Source organism: Shewanella sp. 6_MG-2023, assembly GCF_030547195.1.
In the GTDB taxonomy this organism is placed as follows: Bacteria; Pseudomonadota; Gammaproteobacteria; order Enterobacterales; family Shewanellaceae; genus Shewanella.
This window is the reverse complement of the sequence record NZ_JAUOQU010000006.1, coordinates 1-18,310: the sequence shown is the minus strand read 5'-3', so window position 1 is coordinate 18,310 and position 18,310 is coordinate 1. Positions and strand designations below refer to the sequence as shown.

Genomic DNA, 18,310 nt, shown 5'->3' with positions numbered 1-18,310 from the left:
AGCACTCTCATGCTAGAGAAAATAATCAGTGCTTCGATAAAGCAACGTGCGATGGTGTTATTACTCACCTTAGTGGTTGCAGTGATCGGTTATCAAGCCATGCGCACCACCCCATTGGATGCCCTGCCGGACTTATCTGATGTGCAAGTGATTGTTAAGACCTCATATCCAGGTCAAGCACCGCAGTTAGTCGAAGATCAAATTACTTATCCATTATCCACAGCGATGCTGGCTGTACCTGGGGCGAAAACCGTACGTGGGTTTTCGATGTTTGGCGACTCATTCGTCTATATCATTTTCGAAGATAATACCGATATCTACTGGGCTCGGTCACGAGTTTTAGAATACCTATCGCAAACCCAAGATCAGCTTCCAGAGGGCGTTAGCCCCACTTTAGGGCCTGATGCTTCTGGTGTCGGTTGGGTATTTCAATACGCCTTAGTCGATAGACAAGGTAATCACGATTTAGCCCAGCTGCGTTCATTGCAAGACTGGTTTTTAAAACTGGAATTACAAAGTGTCGAAGGCGTATCTGAAATTGCTACGATTGGCGGCATGGAGCAATCTTATCAAATCGTGGTCGACCCACATAAACTCGCCCTTTATCAAATCGATTTGATGACGGTTAAAAATGCGCTCGCAAGCTCTAATAGCTCTGTCGGTGGTTCAGTTATTGAAATGGCCGAAGCCGAGTACATGATTACTTCATCGGGTTATCGACAAAACATTGAAGATTTTGCCGAAATTCCTTTAGGGGTGTTATCTGATGCTGGCACGCCAGTATTAATGAAAGATGTGGCGCAGCTGCGAACAGGCCCTGCTGCCCGCCGTGGTATTGCTGAACTTGATGGTAAAGGCGAAGTCGTTGGCGGCATTGTGGTTATGCGCTATGGCGAGAACGCCCTTGAAACCATTAATAATGTTAAACAAAAGATTAAGCAAATTGAAAGTGGTTTACCTGAAGGCGTTGAGTTAGTTATCACTTACGATCGCTCAGAACTTATCCTCAATTCTGTGGATAACCTGATGCACAAAGTGATGGAAGAGATGCTGGTCGTTGGCCTAGTTTGCTTACTATTTCTATTACATGCTCGCTCAACCCTCGTTGCCATAATCACCCTGCCGTTATCTATATTAAGCAGTTTCATTATCATGCATTTTATGGGGGTTAATGCCAACATCATGAGCTTAGGGGGTATTGCCATTGCCATAGGCGCCGTTGTCGATGCCGCCATTGTCATGGTAGAAAACGCCCATAAACATTTAGAGCGATATCGGGCTGAGCACGGTAAACCACCCGAAGGTGAAGCCCACTGGCAACTAATTAAAGAGGCCTCTGTTGAAGTAGGGCCTGCGCTATTCTTTAGCCTGCTAATCATCACCTTAAGCTTTATTCCTGTATTTGCACTGGAAGCTCAAGAAGGCCGTTTATTCCACCCACTGGCGTTTACTAAAACCTTTGCTATGGCGTCTTCTGCAATACTGGCCATCACCTTGATCCCAGTATTAATGGGTTATTTTGTGCGCGGTAATATCCCTGATGAACGCAAAAACCCCATCAGTCGATTTTTGATTGCCATATACCAGCCATTACTCAAACTGGTATTAAAATTTCCTAAATTCACCATCTTATTAGCGCTGGTCATTTTAGCCAGTGCTTACTATCCGATGACAAAGATGGGCTCTGAGTTTATGCCAGAACTCGCTGAAGGTGATTTACTTTATATGCCTACAACCCTGCCAAGTGTCAGTGCAGGTAAAGCCGCTGAAATTTTACAGCAAACCGATAGATTGATTAAAACGGTACCAGAGGTCAAAAGAGTATTTGGTAAAGTGGGCCGCGCGATGACCGCTACCGATCCTGCACCATTAACCATGCTTGAAACCACCATCATGCTTAAACCACATGCTCAATGGCGTGAAGGCGTGACCTTAGAATCTATTATTGCTGAATTACAGAGAACGGTGAAAGTGCCCGGCATGACTAACGCATGGGTGCAGCCGATAAAAACCCGTATCGATATGCTGTCCACCGGGGTTAGAACACCTGTCGGCATTAAAATATCGGGTTCAGATGTGGCCGAACTGGAAAAAATTGGCGCTGAAATCGAAGCGGTAATGAGCCAAGTGCCAGGCACAACATCAGCATTTGCGCAGCGAAGTAGTGGTGGACGTTATATCGATATTGAGCCGAAACTAAAAAATGCAGCTCGATATGGTATGACCCTAAGTGACATCCAAGATGTGGTGCAAATCGCCATCGGCGGTATGAATATAGGGGAATCAATTCAAGGTCAAGAACGTTACCCAATTAACATTCGTTATCCACGAGAGTTACGTGACAGCATCGAAAAGCTCAGAGATTTACCGGTATTAACCAAAACCGGTAAATACCTGCCATTAAGCGTCTTAGCCGACATCACCATCAGTGATGGACCGCCCATGCTTGCCAGTGAAAATGGCCGTTTAATCTCATGGGTGTTTGTCGATATTAAAGATATTTCTATCGGCGAATATATCGAGCAAGCGCAAATAGCCTTAGGCCAGCAAATCACTTTGCCAGCACGTTATAGCTACAGCTTTGCGGGTCAATATGAATATATGCAGCGTGTTGAAGCCAAGATGGAGTTAGTCATTCCACTAATGCTGGCAGTTATTTTTATATTACTGATGCTGACCTTTAACTCGTTTGCTCAAGCTTCAGTAATTATGCTGAGTTTACCCTTTGCCTTAGTAGGCAGTGCCTGGTTTTTATATTTGCTGAACTTCAACTTTTCGGTTGCGGTATCTGTGGGGATGATTGCCCTTGCGGGTGTCGCCGCTGAATTTGGCGTGGTGATGCAGGTGTATCTCAACAACAGTATAAAAGACCGAAAACATCATGACACTCTCAATAGCAAAGATGATTTACGCCAAGCATTGATTGAAGGTGCTGTAATGCGGATTCGCCCCAAAGCGATGACAGTTGCGACCATATTTTTTGGCTTACTGCCGATAATGTGGGGCACAGGAACCGGTAACGAAGTGATGCAGAAAATTGCCGCACCTATGGTTGGTGGCATGGTCACTGCGCCGCTGCTATCGCTGTTTGTTATTCCAGCCATTTATTTACTAATCTATGGTCGTAAACTCAGTAACTAGGTTTACAAAGTCACTCATAAACACTAAAAAAGGCGCTTAAGGCGCCTTTTTATCTATAAAGCCACAAGCTGAATATAAGCTTGTTAGCTTGGTTCACTGAGTACGCCTTGCTTTTCTCGTGCCAGTTGCATCATCCTTAAAAGACCCCAAACCATAATACAACCTCCGACTCCAACCATAGCAAACAGCAGTATTGGCTTCGCCAGCATCGGATAAGCCGCTGTATCAAAACCTGCAAACAAGCCATATAAACCCGCCGCCATTAATAACGTGCCAGGAAAATCAATGACTGCCACCATGGTCATTTTCTTTTGAATTACCGCGAGTTTTTCGTCCTTTGTGAGTGTCATAAGTCTTCCTTGATTAGATTTACAGTTTAACTTTCAAGCAATTATTCTACTTCAGACGCTACCTCGGTCAATGCAATAATTGAAAAAGTGCCGCCTTGGGGATCATCAATCACCGCAAAACGACCCACATCCGGAATATCCGTAGGCGGGACACAAATTCGCCCGCCTAGAGCTTCGGCATCTTGAGCCATAGCATCACAATCTTGCACACTAAAATACAGCATCCAATGGGGCGGGGTATCACCCCACTCGGACGTCATTTGCATCATACCGCCAATGGCTTGCTTATCCACCAGCCATTGCACGTAATCAGCTATGCCCATTGAAGACATATCAAGGCTGTTAGTCTCAAAGCCAAGCGCTTGGGTATAAAAATCGGTTGATGTGGCCAGATCGCGGCACATATATTCAACCCAGCACAAAGTATTGGGCTCAAATGAGCGCTTAATGCCGATATGGTTAATGGCCTGCCAGATTGAAAATCGTGCGCCATCAGGATCTTGGCACACAGCTATAATCCCTGAATCACCAACAGAGTGAGGGCCTGCAATAATTTGTCCACCCGCAAGCCTAATGGCTTTAATTGTCGCCTCAACATCATCAACGGCAAAATAAAGCTGCCAATGGATTGGCAAACTCTCCATCTCTTTGGGCATTTGATACATAGCCGCAATGTCATCACCCGCTAACTGCAACATAGTGTAATGACCCTCAGGCATGGGCATATCATCAGCCTGCCACTGAAATAGGCTTTGGTAGAATGCTTTCGCGGCATACCAATCATGACTGGCAAGTTCGACCCAACAAGGTTGCCCTTGTTTATAGTGTGACACCTTCATACACCTCACCCTGCTGTTGATAATGACTTATAAGAATAAAGGTTTAAGCTGAACCTAAATGACAACACTCTTTAAGTTAAGACACTTTTAAAGCTAAAGTCGAGTTGGCAATAATGGTTGGTTATTCGTATAAAAAATGACATTTAAATAATAAATACAACTTAAAATCATAGCCTTATATAGACAACAATATCAGCAAGCCATGGCTAGTCACTATCGGTCACAAGTCGTAAATTACACACACCTTTAGTCAAAATGCTAACAGTCACATCCTTACTTGCTAGAAAACGCCCATAAAAAAGCCCTTTTCAAAGGGCTTTTTGGAGGTCATTTCGGTGTTTAAACACCACTTTATCTAGCTAAAGTATTATTTATAAACTGGCAGTAACTCAGCCATCGCCAACAAATGACATGCGCCGGTGATGACACCGAATGCAATAATCACCACAATCAATGGCGTACCACCTGGGACTCTAAAGCTCTTCTCATCAGGGAACATTTTGCGCGATTTGTATGCCATCATGGCTGGCACTATCGCCGCCCAAATGGTCGCCGCTAATGCCGCAAAGCCAATGGCAATCAAGAAACCATTAGGGAATAACAAACCTAATACTGTCGGCGGGATAAAGGTGATCGCAGCTGTTTTAATGCGGCCATTATTGCTTTCTTCAAAGCCAAATAAGTCAGCTAGATAATCAAACAAGCCTAAGGTCACCCCTAAGAATGATGACGCCACAGCAAGATTAGCAAACAAGGTCAACATGGTATTAAGCCATTTACTCGCCATCACATCTGACAGAGCGCCCACTAACACACCCATATTGCCGCCCTGGGCAATAATGTCGCTGAACTGACTACGGGGAATGTTGCCCATGGTTGCCACTAACCAGCAGCTATAAATCACTAAGGCGATAAACGTACCAATAAAGATGGCTTTTAAAATCACTTTAGGTTGTTTGCCGTAATACTTAACTAGGCTTGGCACATTGCCGTGGTAACCAAAACTGGCCAGCCCAAAAGGTAGCGCCGCTAAAATATAAGGCGAGAAACTCGCCTCACCATCTGGCATTAATAATTTTGCGCTATCAATATCAATCAGCAGATTTCCGATGGCGAGAAAAAAGGTAATTAACATCCCGCCAATCATAATGGTGGTAATGCGATCAACCGCTTTGGTACTGATGATCACCACTGCAGCAAGTACGACGGCAAACACTAACCCTGCGATCGGTTGAGGTAAGTTAATCCCCATCCCCGCAAGGGTGTGATTAACAATCGAGCCACCACCACTGATGTAAGCATAGGTCAGGATGTACAACACAAAAGCAATAGATAGCCCGTTAATAATCCGCCAAAACTGGCCTAAGGTTACCTTAGTTAAGGTGTCAAAACTGTCACCGGGTTTAAAATGCAAATTGGTTTCAAGTAGCATCAGACCTGACACCAGCATACAAAACCAAATACCAATTAACATGACTAATGAATAGCCAAACCACATGCCTGCACTGACCACAGGCAAAGAAAACATACCAGCACCGACTGTGGTACCGGCGATGATCATAGCACCGCCCAATAAGGATTTATTTTGCGGTTGAGATTGTGTCGAACTCATAAAATTAGTTATTACCCATGTTCCATTGTGACACTATCAACAATGGTTTTTCGAACAGATAAACGCAGCATACCATTGGCATGATCACGTATTCGGATGACTTCAAATTGATTATCGTTAGCGGATAAATACCCTAATTCTTTTAATTTCACACTCAAATTATTGTAGAGCTTTTTATCATAAAACTCAGGCGCAGTAATTCCATGTAAAGCACCTAAACGCTGAGCCAATAAATGGCTGGCGCTTTCTAAATCAGAACGCTCAATTTCTGGTTTGTAAGCCAGTAAATTAAAGATAATCGCGTAACGCTGTAGGGTCTCACTGACCGTGGCGGACAATAACATTAACTGAGTGACATTACTTTGATTGACTTCAAAGTGATCGCTACCGGAAATTAGCTTTTGTTCAACAAACAAATCAAGCACTTGATCCACATAGGCACTTAAATCTTCAATGCCCATAAACAGCTCAGCTTTCAATAATGGGTAAAAATCATTAACAATTTGCTGGATTTTTTCTCGGCTAAATTCTTCATATTGCACCAAGCAACTGGCGATTAATGAAGGCACCGCCATTAGATGAATTATGTTATTGCGATAATAGCTCATCGCAATCACTGAGCTATCTTCAATTGCGATAATTTCGCCGATGGCATCTGTGGTTGAGGTAAATTTATTCAGCGACAAACATTGCTCAACTAGGTCATGAGCTGAGCCCTCAGCCACCGACGCATACTCAGTATAAGGAACATCCTTTAAGATTTTCAGGTAGAGGTCTAGCTGGGTTTCAAGCTCACTGCGCTGCAGGGCGTTTTGCTCTGAAGCCAGCAGCGCCATACTTGCTAATGTCACCGAACTCGCTGCGGCGGCGCCATTGATGTTAGTCATCACTTTATTGGCCAATACATTTACTGCTGGCGTTAACCATGATGGCTTTTGATCCGGATCTTGAGCAATTTCTTCACGCCAATTTGGCGATTGTTGATTTAAAAATTGCTGCACATTGATTGGCTCGCCAAAGTTAACGTAACCTTGGCCAAAGTTGCCTAATTTACGCAGCGCACCAAAGACCTGCCACACTGATTCTTTTTGCTTTTTCTTACCGCTTAACTCTTTATGATAGGTGGACACTTCCATCACATGATCATAACCAAGATAAACTGGCACTAAGGTTACTGGGCGTTCAATGCCCCGCAGTACACAGTTAACTGTCATCGCTAACATGCCGGTCTTAGGCGCTAATAAACGACCGGTACGAGAACGACCACCTTCGGTGAAGTATTCAACCGAATAGCCTTTAGCAAATAACTGATCTAAATACTCACGAAACACTGCGGTATAAAGTTTATTACCGTTAAAGCTACGACGAATAAAGAAAGCACCACCACGGCGGAACATAGGGCCTGCTGGCCAAAAGTTTAAATTAATACCGGCGGCAATATGCGGCGGCACCATGCCTTGGTAATACAAAATATACGACAGCAGTAGGTAATCCATGTGGCTACGATGGCAAGGCACATAGACAATTTCATGACCATCATGATGCAGCTTACGCACTTTTTCAGCGCTTTTAATGCTAATACCGCTGTATAACTTATTCCACAACCAAGTAAGAAAGCGCTCAGCAATACGCACTAAGCTGTCTGAGTAATCCGCTGCAATTTCATCTAAATACTGAATCGCTTTTTCGCGGGCTTTGTCTTCAGGAATTTTTTTATTAAGCGCTTCTTCTTTTATCGCTTGAGCAATGGCATCAGACTTTAATAATGAGTTGAACATTGCCTGACGATTTGGCAGTTGTGGGCCTGTCATCACTTTACGTTGCCGTCTAAAGTGCACTCGCGCCACACGGATAAGTTTATGCGCAATACTGACATCAGTGCCGTGTTCATCAGCCATATAACGTAGCGACATAGCATTTGAAAATTGAATAAAGCTATGGCGACCTAAGAACAAAATCATCAACCATTTACGTAACCAGGTTGGGTTTTCACGCTCAAATACGGCTGCGGTCATGGTGTCATCTTCTTTACCAGGGATACGTCCCCAATACAGACTCACTGGCACCAATTGAATATCAAGTTGATCATTTTTTTTATGTAAGGCTAATAAGCTGGTGAAGTTATCAACAAATTTTTCGCCACTTAAACGCTTGCCAAATAGAGGCTTACGACCTTCAATACACACAATTCTAGGGGTATTTAAGCCATCAACGTCTAGTCGCTCATAAGGGCTCGGTAAGCCATATTTGGCGGTCACTTCATTTAATGCCGCAATATCACTGAGTGATTCTGTCTTCATCACATAGACCACTGGTTTATCTGGGTCTAAGTTCAGATCGGCAAAGGGATCTTCAGGCACAACAACCGTGTGCACCATCAGTTTTTGAATCCAACGTAATGATTTTGCTATGATTGAGTCAGGTTTTAACATGAGTGTTCGCATATTCAACATCAATTAATTGGCCATAGAATACCAGATAATGGTTCAGTTTCACTAACAAGGGTCTATACAGAGAATATTTGTTCAGTAAAAATAGCCATATCCGAATAACAACCAACCTATTTTCAATCAACACTACTGTATAAATATACTGTTTAAACAAACGATGTGAGAAATAGCCAATTTCATCGGTTTAAAAAGCTGACTTACCTTCATTAACTAAATAATTAAATTACATATACTTAACCGTGCCCCCATATATAGCCAACAAGAATTAGATGATAATAGTTAAATTAATTTGGTTAATACTTGCGCGATCACCGATACTGTATATAATGACAGTCACTGTATAAAAAAACAGGAATCAATATGAGACCTTTAACGCCACGCCAAGCTGAAATATTAGAGCTAATTAAATGTAATATCGCCGAAACAGGTATGCCGCCAACTCGTGCAGAAATTGCAACTCGATTAGGCTTCAAAAGCGCCAATGCCGCTGAAGAACACTTAAAAGCACTGGCAAAAAAAGGCTGTATTGAAATTATTCCTGGTACCTCTCGCGGGATCCGCATGGTGCAGGTGGAGGAGGAAGTTGAAGCAGGCTTACCACTTATCGGCCAAGTTGCTGCAGGTGAACCTATCCTTGCTCAAGAGCATGTTGAACAGTATTTCCAAGTTGACCCAGAAATGTTTAAGCCCAATGCTAATTTCTTACTACGCGTTCGAGGCGACAGTATGAAAGACATTGGTATTTTAGAGGGCGACTTATTAGCAGTGCATAAAATGCAAACTGCCACCAATGGTCAAGTTGTAGTGGCACGTCTTGAAGACGATGTAACCGTGAAAAGATTTGAAAAGAAAGGCAATATTATTTATTTACATGCTGAAAATGCAGAATATGAGCCGATTAAAGTTGATTTAAGTTGCCAAAACCTAACGATTGAAGGGCTTGCTGTTGGCGTTATTCGTAATGGAGGTTGGTTATGAACACATTAATAGGCAATGCACCGCGTCACCCTGGATTATGGGTAGATATGGCATCTGATCCCTTACCCACTAAACAAGGGATTGAAACCAAGCGCACCCAAAACCAAGGCTTAACTGAATTGACTCAATTATGCAGTCAGTTAGCCATTTTAAGTCAGCAAGGCCGTTGGATTGTACTGATTAATCCGCCGCATATCGGTTATAAGCAAATTCTTGCTAATGCCAATGTTCGTATGGACAGAGTATTGTTAGTTCACACCAAAGATGAAGTCGAAACCCTGTGGGCGATGGAAAAAGCGCTCACTAACGGTACTTCAAGTGCAGTAATTACTTGGACACCACCATTAGATGCCCGCGACAATCGCCGCATTCAATTGGTTGCCAAAAATGCCTTAGCCCAAGGGCTTATCATTGAAGATGTAAATACTCACTTACCTGAAGGCGACCCATTAACGCAAACTTTAGCAGTACAGACTCGGGTAAACCTTACCTCGTTTCACTAGTAAAATATGACTAAAAAAGCCCTTCACTACGCTGAGGGGCTTTTTTTTGCACTTTTTTCAGCAAATTAGATGATAAAGTGATCTTGATCAATATTTAATCTCCAAGTAATGTAGTTAACAAGGTAGTAACAATTTATCGTACTGCCGAGAATAAATGTCAAAAAGATACAAACGCTATTAAAAGATTGAGCTGGTACCGTGCGGTATAGAAAGCCTTGAATGTAAAGCGTCAAATATAATTGATAAGTTCAGTATTAGGTACAAGTGTGGCACCGTAACGTAATAACATAATTGAGTTTTCAAGCTCAAAGCCACCGTGTACTTTGAAATGATCAAACTTTTTCGGGTATGAAAAGTTTGCATAGAGCAGAGTATTACTGTGTGGCTTTTCTTTGTAATTGCAATTCGCAATTAGCAGAGGAGTAGTCTTGTGAAGCGATTGTTGTACGGATTAATGGTGGCGTTGCTTGCAACCCCACTCACAGCGGCAGAGATGCCCTTAAACATGACTCAAGGTGTAACAGAGATCAGTGGCCAGGTTTACGACCTGCATATGATTATTTTGTATATCTGTTGCGCCATTGGTGTCGTGGTCTTTGGGATCATGATTTATTCCATGATCTATCACAGAAAATCTAAGGGTGCAGTTGCAGCCGACTTTCATGACAGTACCAAGGTTGAAATAGCTTGGACAGTATTGCCATTTCTAATCCTAATTGGCATGGCAATCCCAGCAACAAAAACGCTGATTGCTATGGAAGATCCCAGCGATGCTGAACTGACAGTCAAAGTGACGGGCTCTCAATGGAAATGGCATTACAGCTATTTCAATGAAGATGTCGAGTTTTTCAGTTTATTATCTACCCCAGCAGACCAAATTACTGGCACCGCAGATAAAACCGACACCTATCTTTTAGAGGTCGATAAGCCGCTGGTTTTACCAATAAATCGTAAAGTACGTTTTTTAATGACCTCGGATGACGTTATCCACTCTTGGTGGGTACCAGCATTTGCCGTTAAAAAAGATGCAAATCCTGGTTTCATCAATGAAGCTTGGACTAAAATCGATAAAATAGGTACTTATCGAGGCCAATGTGCCGAACTATGCGGTAAAGATCATGGCTTTATGCCTATTGTTGTTGAAGCCGTTTCTGAAGCAGACTTTGACCAATGGCTAATCGACCAAAAGCAATTTGCTGTCGATGCTAAAGCCGCTGCACAAGCCTCACTGAGCCAAACCCTTAGCTATGACGAGTTAATGGCCCAAGGCGAACAAATCTACATGGGTCGCTGCGCGGCTTGCCACCAACCTAATGGTGCTGGTTTACCTGGCGTCTTCCCTTCCCTAATTGGCAGTCCAATGATTAAAGGCCCAGTGTCTGGTCATATCGATATTGTCGTTAATGGTAAGCCTGGCACTGCGATGCAAGCGTTTGCCAAGCAGCTAACGGCAACTGAAATTGCTGCAGTAGTCACTTATGAGCGTAATGCTTGGGGTAATGACTCTGGCGATACCGTGCAAGCGGCTGATGTGAGTGGCAATGGGACAAATTCTAGCGCTACACCAACCACTGCAGACGCTCCTAGTGCAGGCACTTCTACCGCAGACACGTCAACGCCTGTGACTTTACCAGCAAGCTTACCTACAGCTGAACAACTTGAAGACACTGCAACACAAGCTGTGACTGAAGCGGCAACACAAGCAGCAGAAGTTAAAGCTGTGGTATTGGATGACTTGACGATGGATGAGTTAATGACCATGGGCGAGCAAGTCTATATGACTAGCTGCGCTGCATGTCACCAAGCTGCTGGTACTGGCTTACCTGGCGCGTTCCCTTCATTAGTAGGCAGCCCACTCATCGTCGGTCCAGTGACGGATCATCTTAATATTGTCATCAATGGTAAACCTGGCACGGCAATGCAAGCATTTAACTCGCTACTTACGCCACAACAGCTTGCTGCAGTGGTGACTTATGAGCGAAATGCCTGGGGTAATAACTCTGGCGATGCAGTTCAGGCTGCTGATGTTGTTGGTCACGGAAAGTAAGGGATTAAAATGAGCACAATTACACAAGATTCACCAGCCGCTCACGACGATCACCATGATGACCATCATCATGGGGCGCCAAAAGGCATTATGCGCTGGGTTTTAACCACTAACCATAAAGATATTGGTTCAATGTATCTGTGGTTTAGTTTCATTATGTTTTTAACCGGCGGCGCAATGGCCATGGTCATTCGTGCTGAGTTATTCCAACCCGGTTTACAGTTAGTTGAACCTAACTTTTTTAACCAAATGACCACAGTCCATGGCTTGATTATGGTATTTGGCGCAGTCATGCCAGCCTTTACCGGCTTAGCTAACTGGCTCATTCCAATGATGATTGGTGCGCCAGATATGGCACTACCGCGGATGAATAACTGGAGCTTTTGGATTTTACCTTTCGCGTTTGCGATTCTACTTAGCTCGCTATTTATGGAAGGTGGAGGCCCCAACTTTGGCTGGACTTTCTATGCACCACTGTCAACAACCTATAGCCCTGATAGCACAGCATTATTTGTGTTCTCAGTTCACATTATGGGCATAAGCTCGATCATGGGTGCTATTAACGTGGTGGTGACCATTGTTAATATGCGTGCTCCGGGTATGACTTGGATGAAGCTGCCATTGTTCGTCTGGACTTGGCTGATTACCGCCTTCTTGCTAATAGCAGTGATGCCGGTATTGGCAGGTGTAGTAACCATGGTACTGACTGATAAATACTTTGCCACCAGCTTCTTTGATGCTGCTGGCGGCGGCGACCCTGTGATGTTCCAGCATATTTTCTGGTTCTTTGGCCACCCCGAAGTCTACATCATGATTTTACCTTCATTCGGGATTATCTCGGCCATTATTCCCACCTTTAGCCGTAAAAAGCTTTTCGGTTATGCCTCCATGGTATACGCCACCTCAAGTATTGCGATTTTGTCCTTCCTAGTTTGGGCGCATCACATGTTCACCACCGGGATGCCAGTATTTGCAGAGCTATTCTTCATGTACTGCACCATGTTAATCGCAGTGCCTACTGGGGTGAAAGTGTTTAACTGGGTTGCAACTATGTGGCGCGGCTCAATCACCTTCGAAACCCCGATGCTGTTCGCCATTGCATTCATCATCTTATTCACCATCGGTGGCTTCTCTGGCTTGATGCTAGCGATAACCCCAGCGGATTTCCAATACCATGATACTTACTTTGTGGTAGCGCATTTTCATTATGTACTGGTGACTGGCGCAGTATTTTCCATTATGGCTGCAGCATATTACTGGCTACCGAAATGGACAGGATACATGTATAGCGAAACATTAGGTCGTTGGCATTTCTGGTGCAGTGTTATTTCAGTGAATGTACTGTTTTTCCCAATGCACTTTTTAGGCTTAGCAGGCATGCCACGTCGTATTCCAGACTATGCAATTCAGTTTGCTGACGTAAACCAAATTGTCTCTATTGGTGGTTTTGCCTTTGGTTTATCACAACTGATTTTCCTCGCTGTGGTACTGAAATGTATCAAGGGCGGCGAAAAAGCTGCGGATAAGCCATGGGAAGGTGCTGAAGGGTTAGAGTGGACTATTGCCAGTCCTGCGCCTTATCACTCATTTACCACCCCACCAGAGGTTAAATGATATGAGCCAGCCAACAAAATCAAACCGTAATTTACTTATTGGCCTAGTACTGGGTTCAATAGGTATGTTCGGCTTTGGTTTTGCGCTAGTGCCTTTGTATGACGTGCTTTGCGATGCCTTGGGGATTAATGGAAAAACCCAAAGTACTGCCAGCAGTTATGAGGCTGTGGTGATTGATAAAGACCGTACTGTAACCATTGAGTTTATTGCCCAAGTACAAAGCAATATGCCGTGGGAGTTTGTGCCAAAAGTGAACCGCATGCAGGTTCACCCCGGCGAACTCACACGTACTGCGTTTTTAGCGAAAAACTTATCTTCAAATAACCTCGTAGGCCAAGCAATACCCTCGGTATCGCCAGGCCAAGGCGCGGCTTATTTTAATAAGACCGAGTGCTTTTGCTTCAATCAGCAACCCCTAGCAGCAATGGCCGATGCTGAATTACCGTTAATTTTTTACGTGGATGCGGATTTACCTGAATCCATTAACACTTTGACTCTCTCTTATACCCTCTATGATATTACAGACAAGCAGACTGCAGCCATAGAGCAAGGAGCAGCAAGATGACAACAAAACATGAAAACTACTACGTGCCAGCGCAAAGTATCTGGCCAATTACCGGCGCTATCGGATTATTTCTGATTGCATTTGGCGCAGGTACCTACATCCAACAACTTTCAACTGAACAATCTTCTGGCGGCTACACCCTAATCGCGGGTATTGCTGTAATTATATTTATGCTGTTTGGCTGGTTTAAAAATATCATTGATGAGTCAATGTCAGGTTTATATTCAGCGCAAATGGATCGCTCTTTTAGACAAGGCATGAGCTGGTTTATTTTCTCAGAAATCATGTTTTTCGGGGCATTTTTTGGGGCATTGTTTTACGCTCGAATGGTAGCAATACCTTGGCTCGGCGGTGCATCAAATAATGCCATGACCCATGAGGTATTATGGCCAACATTTGAAGCCATTTGGCCGCTAGTGAAAACCCCAGATGGTACCACCACTGAAGCCATGGGTTGGGGCGGATTGCCGCTGTATAACACCCTCATTCTACTGACCTCTTCAGTCACCTTGCACTTTGCCCATGTGTCGTTAGAAAAATCAAAACGTGGCGCACTGAAGGTTTGGTTAGGACTGACTATTTTGCTGGGTATCGGCTTCTTGTTTTTACAAGTTGAAGAGTATGTCCATGCCTACCAAGAAATGGGGCTCACACTCACCTCAGGGATTTATGGTAACACCTTCTTTTTGCTAACTGGCTTTCACGGTATGCACGTCACCTTAGGCACAGTATTTCTAATAATCCTGTTCTTTAGAGTATTGAAAGGTCACTTCACCCCAGATAATCATTTCGCCTTTCAATCCGGAAGTTGGTATTGGCATTTTGTTGATGTGGTGTGGTTATGCTTATTTATTTTCGTGTACGTCTTATAAGGCTGCAAAGCTAATAAGGTCTAGGATTTGGGCTTATCCAGCCAAATCCTAAGGCCAGTAACAATAACAACATCACTAACGCAGAAAAGATCACTCGACGACCTAAATATTGGCTCATAGATTGTTTATTTTCCGCTTTAACCATAATAAATAGGGCTCTGGCTAAATTAAATAATATGAATACAAGCAGCAGTACTAAAACAAGCTTGAAAATAACTAAGGTATCTAAGGTTCCCACGGGCTCTCCTTTGCGCGTTTGGCGACTTTCTACTGGGTTATTGCTAGTTGTTACTGTGAGTGTGTTTTCTATTTTGGTCAAGCTCGGTTTATGGCAACTTGATAGAGGAATTCAAAAACAAGCTTGGCAAGCCACCTTAAGTGAAAGGCAAGCGTCCAGTGAATTGGATTACCACACTTTTTTAACGCTAGATAGCAGCGGTCCACTAACGGGTTATCGCATTAACGTCACCGCTAAGCCCGTTAATGAACAAATATTACTGCTTGATAATCAAGTTTATAACGGCCAAGTGGGTTATCTGGCTTATCAAGTATTTGCAATATCAGCCACAGAGCCATGGCTACTGGTTGAACTAGGCTTTACTGCAGCGAATAAAGACCGCCGCATATTACCCGATTTAGCGCCATTGCCTGCGGCGCAATATCAGCTCACAGGTCGAGTGTATCAGCGCCAAACCAATCCCTTAAGTGACCAACTTTATGTGGAACAATTTACAGTAGAAAACCGTGACGTGATCCGTTTTCAAAATTTAAATCTCGTGGCCTTAGCAGAGAAAATAGGTCATCAACTGGCACCGGCAGTACTGCAGCCAGATATAACACCGAACATGACACTAGCAAAACCATGGACACCTATTCCACTGTCAGCCCAAAAACACCAAGGCTATGCATTGCAATGGTTCACCATGGCAGCAGTATTTTTATCGCTAATGCTATGGCTTGGTTGGAAAACATTTAAGCCTAAAATTAAGACCTAAAGTTAAAACCTAAATACAAGAGTAACTAAATTAAAAATAGTGACTTAAGTAAAAAAACTCATCCTATAACAAAAACAGTCGTAACAAGAGGAGCAAGTATGAACTCCCCAGCAAAACCTAAAGGTAACAAGACATTATATCTACTGCTGCTGGTATTTATTTTACCGGTGGCTATGGCTAAATTAGTCTTGAGTCTAGATTTATATAACGGCGCCGCCACTAACAAAGGTGAGCTAATCGGCGCACAACTTAATTATCAAACCTTAGCCATGACCAACCCTGAGCCGCATATGTGGCAGCTGGTGTATTTATTACCAAACCAATGCCTAGAACAATGTCAGCAACGTTTGTATGTCATGCATCAAAGCCATATCGCCTTAGGTAAACATCAAGATCGCGTCAGCCCAATTATTTTACTCACCCCAGATAGCGACACCGCAATTTTAACTAAACTGCAAGTGCCGTTTGCTACAGCCAGTGCCAGCCCTGCAATGGCCGCATTACTGACAGAGCAGCAAATGATTATTGTCGATCCCCTTGGTAGCCTAGTCATGAAATACCCAGGTATTATGGGCGAGCAAGAAAATATTGCCCAAGGTAAGTCGATGATTGGCGATTTACGTAAGATGCTTAAACTATCGAGGGTCGGGTAATGGTGATAAAAAACCTGCTCAAATTTACCTTAGTATTTACCTTTACGGTGATATTAATGGGTGCCTACACTCGGCTGTCAGATGCAGGCCTTGGCTGCCCTGATTGGCCAGGTTGCTATGGTCATCTTGTGGTGCCTAGCGCGCCTGATGCAATAGCAAAAGTTGAGACTGCATTCCCAAATCAAACGCTAGAGCCTGACAAGGCGTGGCTGGAAATGATCCACCGCTATATCGCTGGCACTCTTGGATTACTGATTTTAACCATCCTTATCATCTGCTTAAAAAGAGCCGATGCGCCCAAAAAGCTACCCATACTGATTTCCGCCCTACTGCTCTTTCAAGCCGCCTTAGGTATGTGGACCGTCACCATGAAATTAATGCCCATCGTAGTCATGGGGCATTTAATTGGTGGCTTTAGTTTATTCGCTTTACTGCTACTACTGTATTTACGTACCCGGCCACTGCGGATCCCTGATGGTGACACTTATGCCAGAAAACTCGCCCCCTTTGCCATGGTCTGCTTAATTGTACTGGCGGTTCAAATTATTTTGGGCGGCTGGACGTCATCGAATTACGCAGCATTAGCCTGTACCGCCCTGCCAATATGTGAAGGTAACTGGGTCGATAATCTGCAATTTGCTGATGCTTTTTCACCGTTTCAAGGGACACATCCAAGCTTTGAATATGGCGTATTGGAATACCCTGCCCGCATGACAATCCATGTTACTCATCGTATTTGGGGCGTGATTACCGCTGCCTGTTTAGTGTGGTTAGGATTTAAATTACTTAAAGCACGCTCTCGCACAATACGTAAAAGTGCTTGGCTGTTATTTGCCCTAGTGATCATTCAAGTGGGCCTTGGCATCAGCAATATTGTCATGCATTTGCCTTTAGGGATTGCTGTATCGCACAACGGCGGCGCAGCGCTATTGTTACTTACCGTTATTTTCATCAACTACGCGCTGTGGCGTAAAGCTTAAGCAAGGATTCTATTATGGCTAAATCTCTGTCTATACCAGCAAGCACCAGCAGCGCGCAATTACCTTGGCGCGCCTATTTTGAAATGACCAAACCCAAAGTGGTCGCCCTGATGTTACTGACAGTACTAGTGGGAATGTGCTTAGCATTGCCCGGCGCAGTGCCATTGCAGCCGCTTATCTTTGGCATGATAGGCATAGCCATGATGGCGGGGGCAGCGGCGGCTTATAACCACTTAATTGATCGCCGCATTGATGGTTTAATGGCGCGTACCTATAACCGCCCATTACCAAAAGGCAAGGTCTCGGTAATCAAAGCCATGACCTTTGCCACTTCTATCGGCTTAGGCGGTTTTGTTATTTTGTATACCTTAGTTAACCCACTTACCGCATGGTTAACCTTTGCCAGCTTAATCGGTTATGCAGTGGTGTATACCGCTTATCTTAAGCGCGCTACCCCGCAAAATATCGTCATTGGTGGCTTAGCGGGCGCAATGCCGCCGTTATTAGGTTGGACATCTGTCACCAATGAATTGCATGGCAACGCACTATTACTGGTTATCATCATCTTCACTTGGACGCCGCCGCATTTTTGGGCACTGGCGATTCACCGTAGAAAAGAATACGCCAAAGTCGCTGTCCCAATGCTGCCAGTCACCCATGGGGTTGAGTTTACTAAAACTTGTATCTTGTTATATACCTTGTTACTGGCTA

At 43.9% G+C, this 18,310-nt stretch carries 16 protein-coding genes; 11 read left to right on the top strand and 5 right to left on the bottom strand.

All coding sequences use genetic code 11. From position 1 onward, the window contains the following. Positions 1-9 precede the first annotated feature (9 nt). On the top strand, positions 10-3,141 hold the full coding sequence (locus tag Q4533_RS05115) for an efflux RND transporter permease subunit (RefSeq protein ID WP_303459453.1): 3,132 nt from the start codon (positions 10-12) through the stop codon (positions 3,139-3,141). 83 nt (positions 3,142-3,224) lie between these two features. On the opposite strand, the gene Q4533_RS05110 is transcribed toward Q4533_RS05115, so the two are convergent. The 4 genes from Q4533_RS05110 to plsB form a co-directional block, all read right to left on the bottom strand. Continuing rightward, entirely contained in the window at positions 3,225-3,491 is a 267-nt protein-coding gene (locus Q4533_RS05110; protein ID WP_102440139.1) for a hypothetical protein, read from the bottom strand. Positions 3,492-3,532: 41 nt separating this feature from the next. Further along, a complete protein-coding gene (locus Q4533_RS05105) occupies positions 3,533-4,330 on the bottom strand; it encodes a VOC family protein (protein WP_303502168.1) in 798 nt (265 codons plus the stop codon). Positions 4,331-4,697: 367 nt separating this feature from the next. After that, positions 4,698-5,942: a tryptophan permease gene (mtr, locus tag Q4533_RS05100; RefSeq protein WP_198590916.1), complete on the bottom strand. Its 1,245-nt coding sequence runs from the start codon at positions 5,940-5,942 to the stop codon at positions 4,698-4,700. Between the two features lie 11 nt (positions 5,943-5,953). Next, complete coding sequence (plsB, locus tag Q4533_RS05095; protein ID WP_102440136.1) at positions 5,954-8,374, bottom strand: glycerol-3-phosphate 1-O-acyltransferase PlsB; 2,421 nt, start codon at positions 8,372-8,374, stop codon at positions 5,954-5,956. A gap of 378 nt (positions 8,375-8,752) precedes the next feature. On the opposite strand from plsB, the gene lexA reads away from it, so the two are divergent. The 6 genes from lexA (at position 8,753) to Q4533_RS05065 (ending at position 14,971) form a co-directional block, all read left to right on the top strand. After that, positions 8,753-9,370 carry a transcriptional repressor LexA gene (gene lexA, locus Q4533_RS05090; protein ID WP_076538206.1) on the top strand — a complete coding sequence of 206 codons (618 nt, stop codon included), beginning with the start codon at positions 8,753-8,755 and terminating at the stop codon, positions 9,368-9,370. Further along, positions 9,367-9,873 carry a cell division inhibitor SulA gene (locus tag Q4533_RS05085; protein WP_303445901.1) on the top strand — a complete coding sequence of 169 codons (507 nt, stop codon included), beginning with the start codon at positions 9,367-9,369 and terminating at the stop codon, positions 9,871-9,873. Before lexA ends, Q4533_RS05085 begins: the two co-directional genes overlap by 4 nt. Before the next feature lie 430 nt (positions 9,874-10,303). Beyond that, on the top strand, positions 10,304-11,920 hold the full coding sequence (gene coxB, locus Q4533_RS05080; RefSeq protein ID WP_303502165.1) for a cytochrome c oxidase subunit II: 1,617 nt from the start codon (positions 10,304-10,306) through the stop codon (positions 11,918-11,920). 9 nt (positions 11,921-11,929) lie between these two features. After that, complete coding sequence (gene ctaD, locus Q4533_RS05075) at positions 11,930-13,534, top strand: cytochrome c oxidase subunit I (protein WP_102440133.1); 1,605 nt, start codon at positions 11,930-11,932, stop codon at positions 13,532-13,534. Between the two features lies 1 nt (position 13,535). After that, on the top strand, positions 13,536-14,099 hold the full coding sequence (locus Q4533_RS05070) for a cytochrome c oxidase assembly protein (RefSeq protein WP_102440132.1): 564 nt from the start codon (positions 13,536-13,538) through the stop codon (positions 14,097-14,099). Next, positions 14,096-14,971: a cytochrome c oxidase subunit 3 gene (locus Q4533_RS05065; RefSeq protein ID WP_076538215.1), complete on the top strand. Its 876-nt coding sequence runs from the start codon at positions 14,096-14,098 to the stop codon at positions 14,969-14,971. Before Q4533_RS05070 ends, Q4533_RS05065 begins: the two co-directional genes overlap by 4 nt. A 10-nt stretch (positions 14,972-14,981) precedes the next feature. Here Q4533_RS05065 and Q4533_RS05060 read toward each other — a convergent pair whose 3' ends face one another. Next, positions 14,982-15,209, bottom strand: coding sequence for a DUF2909 family protein (locus Q4533_RS05060; protein WP_076538217.1), 228 nt, complete (start codon positions 15,207-15,209; stop codon positions 14,982-14,984). A gap of 10 nt (positions 15,210-15,219) precedes the next feature. Between Q4533_RS05060 and Q4533_RS05055 the strand changes: the two genes are divergently transcribed. The 4 genes from Q4533_RS05055 to cyoE form a co-directional block, all read left to right on the top strand. Further along, positions 15,220-15,966, top strand: coding sequence for an SURF1 family protein (locus tag Q4533_RS05055; protein ID WP_347232002.1), 747 nt, complete (start codon positions 15,220-15,222; stop codon positions 15,964-15,966). Positions 15,967-16,064: 98 nt separating this feature from the next. After that, positions 16,065-16,619, top strand: a complete 555-nt coding sequence (locus Q4533_RS05050) for a hypothetical protein (RefSeq protein WP_102520320.1) — start codon at positions 16,065-16,067, stop codon at positions 16,617-16,619. Further along, positions 16,619-17,599 (top strand): heme A synthase, encoded by a 981-nt coding sequence (locus tag Q4533_RS05045; RefSeq protein WP_303502163.1) that lies wholly within the window; start codon positions 16,619-16,621, stop codon positions 17,597-17,599. Before Q4533_RS05050 ends, Q4533_RS05045 begins: the two co-directional genes overlap by 1 nt. 14 nt (positions 17,600-17,613) lie before the next feature. Next, positions 17,614-18,310: heme o synthase (gene cyoE, locus Q4533_RS05040; RefSeq protein ID WP_303502160.1), on the top strand; the 697-nt coding region annotated here is incomplete at its 3' end.